The following is a 16911-nucleotide window of genomic DNA, read 5'->3' as shown; positions in this document are numbered from 1 at the left end:
GCCGCTGCCAATCGGTATTGGTGCCTCTTTGTCAGTAGAAAACTAATACGGCCTCCCCTTTCAGAAAAAGTCGTCCCCATACGCCGGGCGTCTTTTCAGGCTTACCTACGAGTACCACCCGACCGGCAATGTCAACGAGATCGACAGGCAGATGCTGTATCGGAGCATGATTGAGCCTTTGGAGGTCAAGAAGCTGCCCACTCAGATTTGCCAATCTCGACGTATCCTGCAACAGCCGCGTCTTTTCAGGAGCAGGACTACCAAAAGCTCAAAATCATCATCCAGCACCATCTCGAAGATTCAAAACAGACGATTCTGGCCAAAATCGAAGCCAACGGCGGACAGATCTGATGTGCCGCCCACAGCTCACGTCCCCACACGGGTTAACAGAAGTAAAAGTCACACGGATGTGACTGGAGACAAGGTCCTGCTTTCCCCCAATGCCATGTCGGCTATCTGCGCCAGTGTCGTCTCTGCATATCGCGTCACAAGCTGTTGTTCGGCAGCGGCATGAGCCGCCTGGATAATCGCGTTGGAGGCTTTCTCCACAGGACAGGATGGATGGTCGTGCGATACGGGCGCAGGCAGGATAAGACCGGCATTCAGGGCTCGCTGAACGTCCAGAACCGTCACGTCTTCCAGTGGCTTGATCAGTTTCCAGCCACCGCCTCGACCACCTTCGGATGCCACGATACCGTGGTCACGTAAATCTCCAAGCGTGCGCCGAACGACCACCGGATTGGTGTTGAGCATCTGCGCGATCCGTTCGGATGTCTCCCTGCCGCCAAGCAGCCCCATATGGACAAGAACATGCAGCATTCGAGCAAGCCTGCCGTCGGTTTTCATCGTGATCCTTTCCGCAACAAAATTTGTTACGCTATCTTGACGTCAGCATCTTTCCGTAACATTTATAGTTACACGAAAGAAGGAGCGCAATGCATCGCTCAGCCAGTTTTTCTTCGCCGCATCGGCCCCTCGGACATTCCGACCCAAGGCCTTCGGTGAAATGATGAGAAAATTCCAGGGTTAGGAAAATGATCGAGACAATCATCAAGACACGAACGATCGACATGAGCATCCTTGATCAGGGCACTGGTCCCCTGGTGCTGCTCTGCCATGGATTTCCAGAAACCAAGCATGCGTGGCGGCATCAGGTGGCAGCGCTGGCTGACGCTGGTTTTCGCGCCGTTGCGCCTGACATGCGCGGCTATGGCAAAACGGAGGCTCCTGAACAAGCGGATCAATACACGGTCTTTCATTGCATTGGTGACCTCATCGCTCTCATGGATGCCCTTGGTGAAAACGAAGCAGTGATCATCGGCCATGACTGGGGTGCAACCATTGCCTGGCAAGCTGCTCTTCTGCGTCCCGACAGATTCAGGGCCGTCGTCGCACTATGCGTGCCGATGATGGGCCAACCTCCGGTTCCGCCCTCAAGGATATTTCCGCAAAATGACCAAGCGCTGTTCTACACGCTCTTTTTCCAGCAGCCCGGCCTGGCGGAAAAAGAGTTCAGCCGGGATGTTGGCCAAACACTCAGCAAGATTATTTACGCAGCAAGCGGGGAAGCGGGACCGCGGCAGCCGGGCGACGGCACTCCTAACCCTTTCGGTATGGTCAGCCGCGACAAGGGCCTTCTCGCAGATTTGCCCCTCCCTGCGGAAATGCCCGACTGGTTACCTCCACAGGACTTCGCCAGGCTCGTCAATGATTTCGAAACCTCGGGTTTCACGGGCGGCCTGAACTATTATCGAAACCTCGATCGAAACTGGGAATTGCAGCAAGCGACAAACGGTCAGACGATCAATGTCCCGGCGCTGTTCATCATCGGCGAACGTGACCCCGGCCTCACTATGCCCGGCATGGAGCAGATCATCGCTTCGATGCAAGATCTCGTCCCGCATCTGATTGGGTCACACATCATTTCCGACGCGGGACACTGGCTCCAGCAGGAGCGAACAAGCGAGGTAACAACCCTCATCCTGTCATTCCTCAATAAAGTCGCCCCAGTTGGCAGTCAAAAGTTGGAATCTGATGAGCAGATCAATTTTTCCACGTGAAGCGAAGGAAATCTGATGACTGATTTCAAAGGACGGCAGGTTGGTTATATCGAAGGTGCAATCCGCCAAGTCCCCGGCCTTGAAAGTCTACACCGAATGACGTCGATGCTGCTTGGCGAGAAAGCTCCCCATAACGGCAGGATCCTGGTAATCGGTGCTGGCGGCGGGCTTGAGCTCAAAGCTCTTGCCAAGGCTAACAATGGCTGGACTTTCGACGGCGTCGACCCCTCACCCGACATGCTGGCCCTCGCTCGGGATACGACCAGAGACTACGCAACGCGCATAAATCTCCATGAGGGCGATATCTCAGCGGCACCGGACGGGCCGTTTGACGGCGCAGTCTGCCTTCTCGTGTTTCATCACCTCCCATTGGAAGAACGCATCAAAACCCTGAACGGCGTGCGGCAACGCCTCTGGCCCGGCGCACCGTTCGTGCTTGCCCATGTCAGCTTTCCGCAGACCGAGCCGGAACGTTCGCTCTGGATCGATAGGCACATAAGCTATGGCGCGGTGGACGGAGCGGATCCTGCGAAACTCCAGGCGGCAAGGGCCGCAATGCACGAACGACTAACCATTCTGGAGCCGGAGAAGGAACAGGAATTGCTCCGCGAGAGCGGTTTTGATGGCGTCACGAATTTCTATGCGGCATTCGGTTTCAGAGGCTGGGCCTCCTATGCTCAATAGTTACCTGCCTCATGCGGCACAGCGCGCTAGGGTGGAAGCGAAGAAAATTTCCTTATGAATTCAAGGCGAAGCTCTATCCGGTTTTGAGCTTGCTCCGGCGGATTTTTTAACGTGCTCCCCGAATTCGGACGAACGGGAACTGGTCTTTCCGGGTAAAGGCACAACAACTATCTCAAGAAGTAGACGCTTGATCTCCCAGCGCGTCAGACCAGCGCATTGTTACGCCATTTGTAGCAGGGAGCGGCCAAAGTTCCTCCCTTCTGGCAGGTTCCGTGCTCTCCTCGCTCAAAAAGAGATGCGATCTGCGTTTCCGAAGATTACCGCATCTCCATCGAATTTTTCCCTTCCCCCAAGGGAATCGCAAGTGGAAAATTCCAGTTTCAAGCCGAGCAATTTAACGGAAGACCACGTTATTTCGCAATGCCGCCCAAAATAATACTACAAGTATTATTGACGTATCCACAGAATTGAATAAAGAAGTCGCCAACGAATATTGGCCAGTATCGGCGCAATTCTTAGTTTAATGTTTTAGAATTAGTTCATGTAATATTGCCTGACTCAGAATATTGGACTAATATACTGAAGAGAGAAATTCTATGCGCGTATTTGCAGGCAGCCTGTTGATCTCATCGATATTGCTCTTACCCATGCCCGCATTTTCCGGCGTTGCCGAAGGAATCGGAAAGCTCGAGAGCGGTGATGTCGCAGGGTCCGTGAAGGAGTTTCAAACCGCTTTCGAGGCGGGCGATGCTGATGGCGCTTTCTATATCGGCCGGCTCTTCGAGCTCGGCCTCGGCACGGATCGCGATCCGATGCGTGCGACCGAACTTTATGCCGCAGCGGCAGCGCAAGGCAGCGCCAAGGCACAAAACCGGCTCGGCATGCTGTATCTATCTGGCGAGGGCGTGCTTCAGGACTACAGCAAGGCATCGGACTTGATCTGCAAGGCCGCCGATGCCGGTGACGCCAACGGGCAATTCAATTGCGGGCTTCTTTACTCGGACGGCAAGGGCGTCAGTCAGGATTGGGCAAAAGCACTCGCCTACTGGAACAGGGCCGCAGGGCAACACCACGTGGCCGCCATCAACTATCTCGGACAGGCGGCCCAGAAGGCTCAGGGCGGCCCGGCCGATCCGGGTAAGGCATTCGGATATTTCCAGAAGACAGCCTCGGCCGGCAATCCGCTCGGCCTCTTCGAAATCGCAAAATCCTACGAACAGGGTAGCGGCATCGTCGCCGATCCCGTCAAAGCCTATGCCTATGCCAATCTCGCGGCGGCACGCGGTCTGACGGAGGCTGCCACGTTGCGTGACCGGATTGCGGCAACGCTTGTCGCCGCCGATATTGCAGAGGCCCAGGCGATGGCGCGGGATTGGAAACCGGTTCCCATCGAAAACGCGAGCAAATAAGCATGGGCCGGGGTCTCGTCTTTTCCCTGCGGATCGCAGCCTGCTGCCTCGCCGCCTCTGTTAGTTGGCACACATACGCCGTCGCGCAACCTGCAGCAGACGATTGGCAAGTTACGTGCCCGACGGCGGAGCGCTGTCAGCTTACGCAGGCTCCGGTTGCCCCCGATGGGGGCGTTCCACATTTTCTGATGGCGGTTTCAAAAGCCGATACCGGTCAGCTTTACGGCGTGGTCACCGCACCGCTATCGGTTTACCTCGTTCCGGGGATCGAGTTCCAGGTCGATCAACGCCGACCGTTCAAGGCGCTGTACGAAATCTGCGACAATCTGGGTTGCCATGCCGGCTTCAAGTTTTCCGGAACCGTGCTCGAGGCATTCCGCAAAGGCAATTCCGCGCGGTTGCGTATCGCCGTCAGCAAGACAAAGGCCATAGACGTGTCCTTATCGCTCAACGGGTTTTCCGAAGGGCTGAAAAAGCTTGAGGAACAGCGGCCATGACCTTGCGCCTCCGATTTCCCGTCCCGCCTTGTTTCGGCCTGCTTGCCCTTATGATTACCACGCCCGTTGCCGGTGCGGAGCTTGAACGCGCCCGCCTCGCCTTTCAGAACAGCCAATATGCCGAAGCCTACGAGCTTTTCTCAAAAGGAGAAGCTGAAGGCGACACGGAAAGCGCTTATTTGAAGGCACGCATGATCGAGCTTGGACTTTCAGGCAACAGTGCGTCCCCTCAGTCCGCTGGCGCGATTTATCTGCGCGGCGCAGCCCAAGGGCACGCCCCTTCGATGAACCGGGTCGGCCTGATGTATTTCCGGGGCGATCTGGGGATCGCCCGCAACGACAGACAGGCGCTCGGATATTTCGAACGAGCAGCCCGCGCCGGCAACGCCAACGCCCTTTTCAACCTCTCCCGTTTTCATCTTTTGGGAACGGGGGTTACCAAAAACGAGGCCGAAGCGCTGAGGCTTATGCGGCAGGCGGCTGACAAGGATCACGTGCTGGCGCTCAACACGCTCGGCGCCATTCTGGCCGGTAGGCCGGATACACGCGACCGCAAACAGGCGCGCGCGTATTTCTTGCGATCGGCGGCGCTTGGTAACGCTGTCGGTTTGTTCCAGACGGGCCTTTATGCGCTGCACGACGGTGGCACACGGGAAAATCTACGTCTGGCCCATCGTTATTTCAACCTCGCATCAGCGCGGGGTCATCCCGAGGCGCGACGCGTGCTCACCGAAATCACCGCACAGCTTTCCGAAGAGGATCGCCTGATCGCCCAGTCGCAGGCGCGTGACTTTCGCGCGCAAGATCCCAAGACAGGGGAATAAAGATGACCCGTCTCTCGCTTATGTCTTTTTCACCGGTTGCCAGCCTGCTGCTCGGCTTGGCCGGGCCCGCATGGTCGCAAGATACCGAGCGGCTCGGACAAAACCTCGGCGACAGGCTGCAAAACCAGAGCAATGCGGAAACCGAAGCGGAACGCCGGCGGCTGGATCGCGCCCGCGCTGCACGGGACCGGGAGTCCGATCTTGCTGTCGAAACCGCACTGCCAGGGCCAAAACCGGGCGGACCGTGCTTTTTTATCCGGTCGTTGCGCATCAGCGGCCATGAGCCATTCGGCAAGAAGCCGGGAGGCTATTCAGGCCTGATCGGAAAATGCGCCACCGCTGCGGATATCGCGGCGGCAGTCGGCCAGATCAACGAATACTATCGGGCGCGAGGCTTCATAACGACGCGGGCTTATTTACCGGTTCAGGACATCTCGAAAGGCGTGCTCGAAATCACAATCGTTCCCGGCCGCGTCGAGGGTTTCGTTTATGGCGACGGACGTCAGGCCGACAGCCGCATCGATGCGGCGTTTCCGAACGAGCGGGGAGATTTGCTGAACCTGCGCGATCTGGAACAGGGGCTGGACAACTATAACGCGCCCCAGTCAGCACGCGCCAAGTTTCGGCTCATTCCTGGCGAACAGCCCGGCGGCTCCTTCGTCCAGGTTCTGGCCGAAGACAGCAGACAGTTTTATGGGCGGCTCGCAACGGTCAATGACGGCTTCCGCAGCACGGGCATTGTCAAGACCACCGGCACCCTCGGCGTGGACAATCTGTTCGGCCTCAACGATCAGATCAGTCTCGCGCTCACGAGCACACCGTTCGATGATCGCGACATACGATTTGCGGATGCGGTCGCGGTCAGCGCCAATGTTCCCTACGGCAACTGGCTCTTCGGCCTCGATGTGGGGGCCAGCCGATATCACTTCATGCTGGATGGCATCAATCAGTCTTATCCTGTGAGCGGGCGCACATCGCACGTGTCGCTGACCGCCGAACGGTTGCTGATGCGGGATGAGAACAGCAAGCTTTTTGCCTATGGCGCTCTCAAATTAAGCCACTCTCGCAGCTTCGTCGAGGGATACGAAATCGAGAGCCAGAGACGCGATCTGACGACCGCCACGCTCGGCTTTCGTGCCGAAAGCACCTTCGATTTCGGGCGCATCGATTTCGACATCGGTTCCCGTTTCGGCATCAATGCTTTTGGCGCCAATGTTCCGCCGAAGAGCGCGGTTGACCCGCAATTCGATCTATTTTTTGCCCGTCTGGGAGTGAAGGCTCCGCTTGGCGACAGTCCCTTCACCTACAAGGGCACGCTTTCAGGTCAATGGAGCGACGACAGCCCTCCAGGCAGCGAATTTTTCTCTGTTGGAGGATGGGGTAATGTTCGCGGCTTCCACGACGACAATATGTACGGCCCGAGCGGCATCTATCTGCGCAACACGTTGGAATGGCAGGCATGGCAGACCCCGGACGTCAACCTCACCTTCCGTTCCGGCGTGGATGTCGGCTACGTCGAGCCGCTGGCGCTCCGGGTCTGGAACCAGAAGCACATCGTTGGCGCGAGCCTTGGGGCTGAGCTGGAATTCGCCGGCGGCCTCAAGCTGACTGTCGATGTCGCCCACGCGCTCGACCGCCCGTCCGATTTCAAGGCCGGCAAGACGATCGGATACGTCGGGCTGGTGGCAAAGTTCTGATAACACTCGGTAAAAGGGGCCGGATAGCCGCCCTTCGATAAGCCGGGACACACCGGACAGCATGCCGGGTCCTCGGATCTGAGACTGTTCGCAAGCACAACCAGAATAAAACAGCCTGCTCGGATGATCCGAACGGGACGGAGAGACTTTGGCCATGAACAGCCTGATCAAACGTTTCATTTCCAGCTTCATGGCTGGGCTTATCGCTTTTCAGCCCGTTCTCGTGCGCGCCAGCGACATCAGCAACGTTCGGCCGGACACCGGCCCCCGCCCCCACCTCGACCAGTCCTACAATGGTTCGGACGTTCTCAACATTGCCCGTCCGAATGACAGCGGCGTCTCCCACGACGTCTATAACCGGTTCTCCGCCGGCGACCTGATCCTCAACAACTCGCCCGTCAATTCCAAGACGCAGCTTGGCGGCTGGATTGAGGGCAATCCCAACTTCCAGCGCGGTGACGCGGCGAAATTGTGGATCGGCGAAGTTATCGGCGGATCCGCCTCTCAATTGAACGGCGTTCTCGAGGCCGCCGGCAGCAAGCTCGATATAGTCCTCGCCAACGAATACGGCATAACGTGCAACGGCTGTGGCTTCGTCAACACAGATCGTGTGACGCTCTCAACCGGCGTCCCCCGGTTTTCTGCGTCCGGCGCCTTCGAAGGACTTGACGTCAGACAAGGCACGGTAACGATCGGTGAGGCGGGCCTGAACCCGGAGACGCGCGTCTCTCTCTCCGACGTCTCCCGCGTCGATGTCATTGCGCGCGCCGCCGCGGTCTACGGCAAGCTGCGGGCGCAGAATCTCAATATCGTCGCGGGCTCCAACGCCGTCGATTACAACTGGAGCTATGATGCCGCCACCGGCCAGGTGAACGGTGTCAGGCCGCTCCTAGGCAAAGGCGACGCACCGGCCCTTGCCGTCGACGTTTCAGCGCTCGGCGGCATGTATGCCAATGCGATCCAGATGATCGCAACCGAACGTGGCGTCGGCGTGCGGCTCGACGGCACCAGGGCGTCCGGCTCGGACATCGTGCTCGATGCCTCCGGACGTCTCAACGTCGTCGGCCAGGGGATCCAAGTAAAGCAGCGAGTCATAGCCCGGGCCAAGGGTCCAATCCTGCTCGAAGGCTCCATCATCTCCGAAAACAACGATCTTGTCAGGGTCGAAAGCAGGGACACGCTTACAGTCAGAAAACAGGTCAGTGGCGGCGCAGTCATTCTAGAAGGCGCCGGCGACACCTTTATCGGGGCGGTCGTCAAAGGCCGCGAATCCCTTGACGTTCGATCGGTAGCCGGCAACACGACAATCGCCGCCGATGCGTCACTCACCGCAGCGAAGATCGAAATCGCCGCCGGAAATTCTGCTACGGTTTACGGTTCCGTCAAGGCGGATGAAACGTTGCGCATAGCCGCCACCGATCAGGCCGTGACGGCGGACGGCGCGCAGCTAGGCGGAAAGAACGTCAACATCGAAGGCGGTACCGTCCACACCGGCGGCCGTATCGACCCGGAAGGCGATCTCACCATCCGTTCGGTGAAAGAGGCGACCAATACCGGCGAGCTTTCCGCCTCCGGCGTGTCGGTCATCTCCGGAACCAATTTCACCAATCGCGGTACCATCGTTGCACGCGATATCGCCAAGCTCGATGTTGGAACACTGCGCAATTCCGGCAAGATTACCGGTACAAGCCTGACCGGCGACGCACGTGGCGATATCGAAAATTCCGGCGTGCTGGCGGCAGATGGCGCCATCAATCTCAAATCGGCCGGAGCACTCAGCACCCTCATCGGATCGGATATTTCGGGACAGGACGTTGACCTGTCGGGCGACCGTATCGACCATACCGGCACCCTTGTGGCACGCGAAAGCGCATCCCTCATTGCCGGCCCGGCAGGGCTCGACAATCGCGGCACCATCAAGGCGCAATCGGCGCTTCTCGAAAGTGCCGCCGCGATTACCAATGGCGCTACGATAGCGACGGACGGCAAAACAACGATCAAGGCCGCCACCCGCTTTGACGCCCTTGCAGGCTCGGTGCTGCGTGGCGGATCGCTCGTCATCTCCGCCGATACGGTCTCGACAGCCGCTACCATCGCCGGAGTGGATCGGGTCGACATAGTCGCCGGCTCTGGCGGCCTCGATCAGAGGGGCACGTTGAGCGGCGGGGTCGTGGCGATCACCTCCACCCAAGGAACGATTGCCAATAGCGGGATCATCTCCGCCGGCACCCTGCTGACTGCCGAGACGCAGTCTGCAATCACCAACGCCGCCGTCCTGATCTCCGGCAAGGACATGCGTCTTTTCGCACGGCAGATATTCAACAATGGCGGCGTCATCTGGGCAAACAATTCCGTCACGCTTGCAGCCAATGCGGCTCTCGCCAAGGCCCAGCTCGTCAGAAACGAAACCGGGCGGATCGAAGCCTTCCAGGGCGATCTCGTGATCAGGGCCGACGAGGTGCTGAACCTCGGCAAGGCGCCTTCGCTTTCGACAGGCCAGATCATCAAATGGACCGAGAAGGGCGAGTCCGAAAAAATCAACCCCCTGGAACAGATCGTCAAGTTGATCGAGCCGACTTTTCTCGGTGCCGATGGCAAGGTGCTTCCACAATATGCCGGCGCCTATGCCGCCTTGTGGGCCGATGTCGTCAGGGGTGGCAAGACGCTGTCCGGTCAAAGCCGGTTGATCCTCAAACAAAGCGTCACGACTGAAAGCGGCGCAAGCCTTGCTGACAATTTCCAAACGCTCTGGTCCGGCATGTTCGCCAGGGCCAACGCCGCGGGCACGCCAGACCCGGCACAAGCCATGCGCGCGCTCGTCAATCCGGCGATATTCGATGCAAATGGGGTGGTCCTGCCCACCCATGCAAGCGCCTATGCGGCGCTTTGGGAAACGCTTGCCAGCGGCGGCAGCACCGTTTCCAATGCGGTGAAAGCGATCTTGAAACCATCCTCGCTGGTGGTTCTGGAACAGAGGACGGACCCCGTGACACGCGTGGTCACGACGATCTATTCCAACACGCTGGTCAACGGCCCGGCCGGCATGTGGGCCGCCATGATGGCCGAAGCGGGCGCATCCTACGATATCGTCAAAATCCTCTACCAGGACCGCTTCGCCAAGGACGGGCGCGCCGCCGAATTCGTTGCCGGGCGCAATATCGATATCGAAGCCGGCAAGATCGACAATATCCACGGCACCGTTTCGGGCGGCAAGGATATCCGCATCGTGGCGAACGAGATCAGGAACGAGGCGTTGGGCGCATCGCAGTTCCTTGTCGAGGTTCACAAGAAGCCGAGCTGCTTCACCTGCCATTCAGGCAAAACGGAATTCTACGACACATTCGGCGGACGTATCGAGGCCAACGGAAAGCTCTCGATCCAGGGAAACCTGCAGAACATCACGAGCAAATCCTCCGAGCTTTCGACAGCAGACGTGCTGCAAAAGCTCAACGACTATATCGCGCAGAAGAAGGCCGAAGGCGATGCCGATCTTGCCGGGGTTCCTCCGGCCACGCGCAAGAATTTCGAGTTTCATGAAAACCGGAAGGACGATTTCTCAGGCCCGGTTCAGGGCGACGGAAACGATATCCGCACTGTCAAAAGCGCTGATACCGGCTCCAGCACCACGGTCGATACCGGCACGGATCCGGCCATCACCGCGGTCGATATCGCTGAAATCGCCAACTCGCTGAAACCGCTCGGCCCCATCGATCCGAGGCTCGATCCCACCGCCACCGTCGACATGCTGCTTTCCGCCGGTCTTAACACGCTAGCGGAAACCAACCCCGAATATACCGAATACGCCAACTTCATCACCTCCAACTACATGATGAAACAGGGCCGGCTGGCCTATCGCGACGACATCGTCAACAACACGCAGGAGACGATCCGCACTGCGCTCTCCAAAGCGGAACAGCGCACCCCCGCCGTTCCCGATACTGCCTGGCGGGATAAGGCCGTTCAGGTGCCCGCGCCCGACGGTTCTGGCATGCGTACGGTCTATCCCGCCTCCGAACCGCTGACGCTCAACCCCGGCGGCGCGCTGATCCGCGCAGGCGAGGTCACCGTCGCCGGCGGCCGCATCGACACCAGCGGCCGGATCGAGGGCCTTCGCGGCGTCTCCCTGTCGGCGAATACCATCGAGGCAAAGGGCGGCGCGATTACAGCGGCCGACGGCAAGGTGTCGCTCACCTCCGGCGGCTCCACCCTGCTCGATCAAACCGTCATTGACGCCCGCGCCGTCGATATCGTCGCCGGCCGGGATTTCACCGGCAAGGCCATCTCGATCTCGGCCCGCGAAAACGCCTCGATTCTCGCGGCCGCTGGCGCCAGCATCACCGCGCTCGAACAGCGGCTTTCCGGCAAGCGCGGCAACGCCACTTACACCACCGTCAGCCATTCCACCTCCTCGCTCAAGGCCGGCGGCGATCTTTCCATCGTCAGCCTCGGCGATCTCACCCTTGCCGGCGTCGAGGCCAAAGCCGGCGGCAGCCTCAGCCTCACCGCGATGGGTGATGTCACCCTCGCCCCGGTCGAAAACAGCCTCGAGCTGAAAGACCACGCGAAGAAATCGCGCCTCGATATTTACGAGCTCGACAGCGTCGTCACTTCGCTGTCCGGCGGCTCCGACGTCTCCATCACCGCCGGCGGCGGCGCGACGCTCATCGGCACCGATATCGACAGCGGCGGCAAGGTGCGCATCGCCGCCGAAAACGATGTCGTGCTCGCCGCCGCCCAGGATATCTACTCTTACGAGCGCGAGACGAAATCCGGCAACTGGTTCCGCAAGAAGCAGACCCGCGAGAGCGAGACCCGCGTCACCAATACAGGCACCGATATCTCCGCCAGCGGCCATATCGAAGTGGTGTCCGCCGCCGGCAACCTCGTGACCGCCGGCTCACGCTTCGCCTCCACCGAGGGCAACGTGGCGCTCAAAGCCGTCAGGGGCGACATCTATGCCGGCACCTATACCGATATCTTCCGCAAGACCCATGAAAGCCGCAAAAGCTACCTCGGCGGCCTGTTCAGCTCAAACAGCCGCTCGCTCACCGACAACCGCTTCGCGACAGGCACGGCGGCCCTTGCCGGTCTCGACCTGACGCTGGTCTCCGGCGGCGACACGACGCTGGTCGGCACGCAGCTGAAGGCCGGCGGCCGGCTGTCCGTCGAAACCGGCGGCGATTTCTCCATCACCGCCGCCATCAGCAGCATGAGGAAGGAGTATTTCTCCCACAGGGTCGGCGCCATCACCATGACGACGATCACCGAGAACAGTTTCAAGGAGATCGCGACAGCCGCCACCCTGATCGCCGGCGGCGGCATCGGCTTCGACATCAGGGGCAAGGCCAGCCTCACCCTTTACGATTACGCCGGCGTCGACAGCAAGGAACTGCGCACGCTTTATCCCGACGAATTGCTGAAGATCGCCGGGCTGGAGCTGATCAAAAAGCCGCTGGCCGACGAATATTTCTACGACAAGAAGGTGGCGCTCTCGCCGGCCTTCAAGGCGCTGGTGGCGCTCGTCGTCAGCACCTTCATCGCGCCCGGCATCGTCGGCGCCATCGCGCCGAACCTCAGCGGCGCGCTGCTGACGGCTGCGAAAGGCTTCACCTCCTCGCTCCTCGTCGGCAGCCTCGAAGGCGCCGTCTCCGGCAGATTCGATATCGGCGCCATCCTCAAGGATGCAGCCTTCGCCGGCGCGACCGCCGGGTTGACCAGCGCCGTCAGCATCAAATTCCCGGAAGGCAGCCTGCTGAATCAGAGCCTGCTTGGCGGCTTCGGCAACGGCCAGCTGACGATGGGCAACATTCTCAACGGCGCGCTCGACGGCGTCATCAAATCCGGCCTCTCCTCCGCCTTCTACGGCACCGACTTCGGAACCGGCTTCACCAAGGAACTGCTCAACACCGTCGTCAGTCTCGCCATGGCCGATGTGCAGGGCGCGATCGGCGACCTCGGGCTCAGGCTCGGCTTCGAGGACGGCTCGCTGCCCTCGATGCTGCTGCATGGCGCTGTGGGCTGCGCCGCAGCATCCGCCACCGGCGATGCCTGCGCGGCCGGAGCGGCCGGGGCCATGGCGCAATCGCTTTTTGCCGGCTACGTCAAATCAAAGGCCAATGCGCCGAAGCTTGCCGATTACGCCACGCCGCAGGCCTATCAAAAGACCCAGGCCGAATGGAGCCAACGGCAGGCCAAGCACGCCTCGGTCGTGGGTGCTGCCGCAGGCTACTTCTTCTCGGAGGGCAAGGGCAGCAACGTCTCCGCCGCCGCAGCCATAGCCAGATCGGGGTTCGAGAACAATTATCTTGGGCTGCATGATATCGAGGCCTACAAAAAAGCTTTGGCCACCTGCGAAAGCGCCGCCGACTACAAGGCTTGCGCGAATAGCGTCTGGCAGAATGGCGGCTTCGCCGAAATCTATGTGGCGAACCAGCAAAGCTTCATCGCCTGCATGGCGGCCAACGACTATGCCTGCGTCGACAGACACGTCAACAGCATCACCGAAGCCCGGACCAAAGCGTTGGAACTGCGCCAACATATGGTCAACCGGATGCCGGTCGGCACGGTCAGCGATCCGAACGCCTATGCGTTGCTGCAGATCGAGGCCTATTACGGCGTTTCCGTCAATGACGCTCTGCTGTTCCGCAACCGCATCTGCGGCGGCGTAACAACTGCGGAATGCAAGGCCAGCCTCAACGATATTGGTGATCTGAGGAACGAGGAGAGTCTGCGAAATCTCGGCCTGCTGCTGCTGGCGGGCACGGCCGGGGCGGCGCTCGCTCCCGAAATCGCCCTCGCCTGCCTTGCAAGCCCGCTGTGCGTGCGCGCCCTTACCGTGCTCGACACCGCCGGCACCGTCACCGCCCTGCAAGGCTGCGCCGAGGGCGATGCGATCAGCTGCGCCTTTGTTCCAAAGCTGGGCAAGGCTGGCGGATATGCCGATGATGTTGCCGGGGCCGGCAAAGTAAAGAGAACAGTCTCTGTTGACGATATCCCAAGTATTGGCCCCACACCCGGTAAGGGAGGTTTCTCTGACTGGTTTGATGACTTGAATGCTGATGACTTTGTTGCATATTGGTCCAATCCCGCGACAAAAGCCAAAATGCAACGCCTGCTTCGCGAGCCAGGTGGATTCCATGAATGGGCCATGGTTTCAAGAGCGGATAAGTTTCACGATTGGGGCTTCAGTGCGCGGGATATTTGGTCATTCAGGACTAGCACTAAGAATTTGACATGGATAAATCCGCAAACTGGCTTGCCCGGCAAGCATGGAGGGAGTGGTTCTGGTACTTTTCACTTTGAACTTGGTCAACTGATCGATAATAGTAGCAATGTTGGAGAGTTAAATTCAGGTCTTATTAGCCTTGGACATCGCTGGAACATTCCAAACATCTCCACTCTAATTAGGAAATAGTGTATGCATACAATATATCTCGGTTACTCGGCAGTTTTGTCGGGAGATGAAATGATAAGGTATTTTGATATTGACCCAGATCACGAAGAGGGCATTTCAAAATTTGAGCAGTCATTTGGCTCTGAATATATCGAGCCGGGTAGCTTTGAAGTTTATGATAGAAAAGAATATGAAGAATTTTGGTTTGATGTTGATATATTTGCTAAGCTTGCGCCTTTTGAACCAGATTCGGGGCTAGTTTCTAAGATTGATTTTTCTTCTGCCAAGTCAATTTTTTACATTGAGACATCGATCGTTGCGATAAAAGAGAATGATGTTATAAAATTAATTGGACCAATGACTATTAGTAAATTTGATTTCGAATAATGTCCTATATCTTTCGAAAATGAAGGCGCAAACCGGCGGTGACTGGCAAGCATTCACTTTGACGATCGACGCGGACTGCTGTGATCGACAAAGTTCGAATATCCGGATCGATCCTCACACAGGCGGGCGCTTGAATGTTGGCTTCAACAAGCCCCGTACCATCGCAGCAGCGGACGCTGGCGTGCCGAGCCCAAATCGTCCGTAACCTGACGCGTGAACAGGCTTAGGCATTCCGAAACGCTCGACGGTGCCTACGATACCTTCGGCGCTTACGACGGACCGAGGCTGCCGCAAGGGTTCGAGCCATATCGATGGACGCGCAGGCGAGGTCACCGTCGCCGGCAGCCGGATCGAGACCAGCGGCCGGATCGAGGGCCATCGCGGCGTCTCCCTGTCAGCGAATACCATCGAGGCAAAGGGCGGTGCAATCACCACCGATGGCAAGGTGTCGCTCACCTCCGGCGGCTCCACCCTGCTCGATCAAACCCTCTCGACACCCGCGCCGTCGATATCGTCGCTTGCCGGGATTTCACCGGCAAGGCCATCTCGATCTCGGCCCGCGAAAACGCCTCCATTCTCGCAGCCGCCGGCGTCACCATCACCGCGCTCGAACAGCTTTCCAGCAAGCGTGGCAACGCCGCCTATACCACCGCCAGCCATTCCAATCCGCCACCCCCACTCCTTGCAGCCGACCAAAAAGCACCGGCTGCAACCGCAAACCTAGAATGAACCGGCGAAGATTTCCGCCAGTCGTTCCATGCCGGCCTGATCGTCAGTATCAAATCGTGAGGGCAGCGGGCTATCGAGATCGATGACGCCGATCGTCTCACTACCTCGAAAAATCGGGACGACCAGTTCCGAGCGCGAGGCTGCGTCACAAGCGATGTGGCCAGGGAAGGCGTGGACATCCTCAACCAGGATCGATGACTTCCGCTCAATGGCGGTGCCGCAGACACCGCGGCCAACAGGGATGCGAACACAGGCGGGTTTGCCCTGGAACGGTCCAAGCACCAGTTGCTCGCCCTTCAACAGGTAGACGCCCGCCCAATTGAGGTCAGGCATCGTCTGATAGATCAGCGCCGACATGTTGGCGGCATTGGCGATCATGTCCGTCTCTCCCTCTAACAAACCTTGCAGCTGCTGGGCGAGCGCGCGGTAAAACCCGATCTTGTCGGCAATGTCGATCGACGCCGCTTCAAACATGTCTGTCACCTTCCTCAAATCGTCCCGGCTGACGGCTGATATCAAATACCGTTCTTGGCGACCAGCACGGGCTTCTCGCGAAAATCCCTTGCAAACAGCTTGCGCAGGTTTTCGAGCTTCGGCAGGTCGTTATAGACGATGTAAGGATAGGTCGGATTGTTCGTCAGGAAATCCTGGTGGTAGGCCTCGGCGGGATAAAAAGCATGGCCGGGCTCGATGGTCGTCACGATCGCCGCGTCGTAAAGACGTGCCTTGTTGAGCTGGGCGATGTAAGCTTTCGCGACACGGCCCTGATCCTCGTTTTCGGGAAAGATGGCGGAGCGGTATTGCGTGCCGATATCGGGCCCCTGCCGGTTGAGTTCGGTCGGATCGTGGGCCACGGAAAAATAGATCTGCAGCAGATGGCCATAGGTCACCTGCTTCGGATCGTAGGTTACCTTCACCGCCTCCGCATGGCCGGTCTTGCCGCTTCCGACCGACTCGTAATTCGCCGTCTGCCTTGCGCCACCCGCATAACCGGAGACAGCGTTTTTGACGCCGCTCACATGCTGGAAGACGCCCTGCACGCCCCAGAAACAGCCGCCTGCAAAGACCGCCGTTTCGGTGGCTGCAGTGCCTGGGGAAACATCTGCCGCAGGCGCCGGAAGGGCTATGCCTTCCTGTGCCGATGCGACATTCAGACCTGCCAGTATTATCGCGGATCCGATGGCCAGCCTGGCCGTTACCGCTTTCCAGGCAAACATGCGTCTCATGACCT

The 16911-nt window shown here is 58.9% G+C and carries 12 protein-coding genes; 8 read left to right on the top strand and 4 right to left on the bottom strand.

Going from position 1 to position 16911, the window contains the following annotated elements; translation table 11 throughout:
- Positions 1-399: 399 nt before the first annotated feature.
- On the bottom strand, positions 400-846 hold the full coding sequence (locus tag OK142_RS17980; protein ID WP_498684343.1) for an RrF2 family transcriptional regulator: 447 nt from the start codon (positions 844-846) through the stop codon (positions 400-402).
- A 188-nt stretch (positions 847-1034) separates the two neighbouring features.
- Between OK142_RS17980 and OK142_RS17975 the strand changes: the two genes are divergently transcribed.
- The 8 genes from OK142_RS17975 (at position 1035) to OK142_RS17940 (ending at position 14951) form a co-directional block, all read left to right on the top strand.
- Positions 1035-2060: an alpha/beta fold hydrolase gene (locus tag OK142_RS17975; RefSeq protein WP_498684341.1), complete on the top strand. Its 1026-nt coding sequence runs from the start codon at positions 1035-1037 to the stop codon at positions 2058-2060.
- A 96-nt stretch (positions 2061-2156) separates the two neighbouring features.
- On the top strand, positions 2157-2744 hold the full coding sequence (locus tag OK142_RS17970; RefSeq protein ID WP_498684456.1) for a class I SAM-dependent methyltransferase: 588 nt from the start codon (positions 2157-2159) through the stop codon (positions 2742-2744).
- Positions 2745-3340: 596 nt separating this feature from the next.
- Positions 3341-4153 carry a tetratricopeptide repeat protein gene (locus OK142_RS17965; protein WP_498684339.1) on the top strand — a complete coding sequence of 271 codons (813 nt, stop codon included), beginning with the start codon at positions 3341-3343 and terminating at the stop codon, positions 4151-4153.
- Positions 4117-4650, top strand: coding sequence for an invasion associated locus B family protein (locus OK142_RS17960; protein ID WP_498684338.1), 534 nt, complete (start codon positions 4117-4119; stop codon positions 4648-4650). Before OK142_RS17965 ends, OK142_RS17960 begins: the two co-directional genes overlap by 37 nt.
- Entirely contained in the window at positions 4647-5474 is an 828-nt protein-coding gene (locus OK142_RS17955; RefSeq protein WP_498684336.1) for a tetratricopeptide repeat protein, read from the top strand. Before OK142_RS17960 ends, OK142_RS17955 begins: the two co-directional genes overlap by 4 nt.
- 2 nt (positions 5475-5476) lie before the next feature.
- Positions 5477-7171: a ShlB/FhaC/HecB family hemolysin secretion/activation protein gene (locus OK142_RS17950; protein ID WP_498684335.1), complete on the top strand. Its 1695-nt coding sequence runs from the start codon at positions 5477-5479 to the stop codon at positions 7169-7171.
- Positions 7172-7325: 154 nt separating this feature from the next.
- On the top strand, positions 7326-14585 hold the full coding sequence (locus OK142_RS17945) for a two-partner secretion domain-containing protein (RefSeq protein ID WP_498684334.1): 7260 nt from the start codon (positions 7326-7328) through the stop codon (positions 14583-14585).
- A 3-nt stretch (positions 14586-14588) separates the two neighbouring features.
- Positions 14589-14951: a hypothetical protein gene (locus tag OK142_RS17940; protein ID WP_137039518.1), complete on the top strand. Its 363-nt coding sequence runs from the start codon at positions 14589-14591 to the stop codon at positions 14949-14951.
- A 480-nt stretch (positions 14952-15431) separates the two neighbouring features.
- On the opposite strand, the gene OK142_RS17935 is transcribed toward OK142_RS17940, so the two are convergent.
- The 3 genes from OK142_RS17935 to msrA are packed head-to-tail and all read right to left on the bottom strand — an operon-like array spanning position 15432 to position 16897.
- Entirely contained in the window at positions 15432-15611 is a 180-nt protein-coding gene (locus OK142_RS17935; protein ID WP_498684332.1) for a hypothetical protein, read from the bottom strand.
- A 60-nt stretch (positions 15612-15671) separates the two neighbouring features.
- Positions 15672-16154, bottom strand: a complete 483-nt coding sequence (locus tag OK142_RS17930) for a GAF domain-containing protein (protein WP_498684330.1) — start codon at positions 16152-16154, stop codon at positions 15672-15674.
- 41 nt (positions 16155-16195) lie between these two features.
- Positions 16196-16897, bottom strand: coding sequence for a peptide-methionine (S)-S-oxide reductase MsrA (gene msrA / locus OK142_RS17925; protein WP_498684455.1), 702 nt, complete (start codon positions 16895-16897; stop codon positions 16196-16198).
- Positions 16898-16911: the final 14 nt, after the last annotated feature.

Origin of the sequence: Agrobacterium sp. BT-220-3 (genome assembly GCF_025910175.1) — a bacterium.
GTDB classification, from domain to species: domain Bacteria; phylum Pseudomonadota; class Alphaproteobacteria; order Rhizobiales; family Rhizobiaceae; genus Agrobacterium; species Agrobacterium oryzihabitans.
Note: the sequence above shows the minus strand (reverse complement) of the source record. Positions and strands in the feature narration are given on the sequence as shown.

What these genes read in the sequence shown, in the direction of transcription:
- OK142_RS17980 (WP_498684343.1), bottom strand. Translation starts at nt 846, where the DNA reads ATGAAAACCGACGGCAGGCTTGCTCGAATGCTGCATGTTCTTGTCCAT.
- OK142_RS17975 (WP_498684341.1), top strand. Translation starts at nt 1,035, where the DNA reads ATGATCGAGACAATCATCAAGACACGAACGATCGACATGAGCATCCTT.
- OK142_RS17970 (WP_498684456.1), top strand. Translation starts at nt 2,157, where the DNA reads ATGACGTCGATGCTGCTTGGCGAGAAAGCTCCCCATAACGGCAGGATC.
- OK142_RS17965 (WP_498684339.1), top strand. Translation starts at nt 3,341, where the DNA reads ATGCGCGTATTTGCAGGCAGCCTGTTGATCTCATCGATATTGCTCTTA.
- OK142_RS17955 (WP_498684336.1), top strand. Translation starts at nt 4,647, where the DNA reads ATGACCTTGCGCCTCCGATTTCCCGTCCCGCCTTGTTTCGGCCTGCTT.
- OK142_RS17950 (WP_498684335.1), top strand. Translation starts at nt 5,477, where the DNA reads ATGACCCGTCTCTCGCTTATGTCTTTTTCACCGGTTGCCAGCCTGCTG.
- OK142_RS17945 (WP_498684334.1), top strand. Translation starts at nt 7,326, where the DNA reads ATGAACAGCCTGATCAAACGTTTCATTTCCAGCTTCATGGCTGGGCTT.
- OK142_RS17940 (WP_137039518.1), top strand. Translation starts at nt 14,589, where the DNA reads ATGCATACAATATATCTCGGTTACTCGGCAGTTTTGTCGGGAGATGAA.
- OK142_RS17935 (WP_498684332.1), bottom strand. Translation starts at nt 15,611, where the DNA reads ATGGCTGGCGGTGGTATAGGCGGCGTTGCCACGCTTGCTGGAAAGCTG.
- OK142_RS17930 (WP_498684330.1), bottom strand. Translation starts at nt 16,154, where the DNA reads ATGTTTGAAGCGGCGTCGATCGACATTGCCGACAAGATCGGGTTTTAC.
- msrA (WP_498684455.1), bottom strand. Translation starts at nt 16,897, where the DNA reads ATGTTTGCCTGGAAAGCGGTAACGGCCAGGCTGGCCATCGGATCCGCG.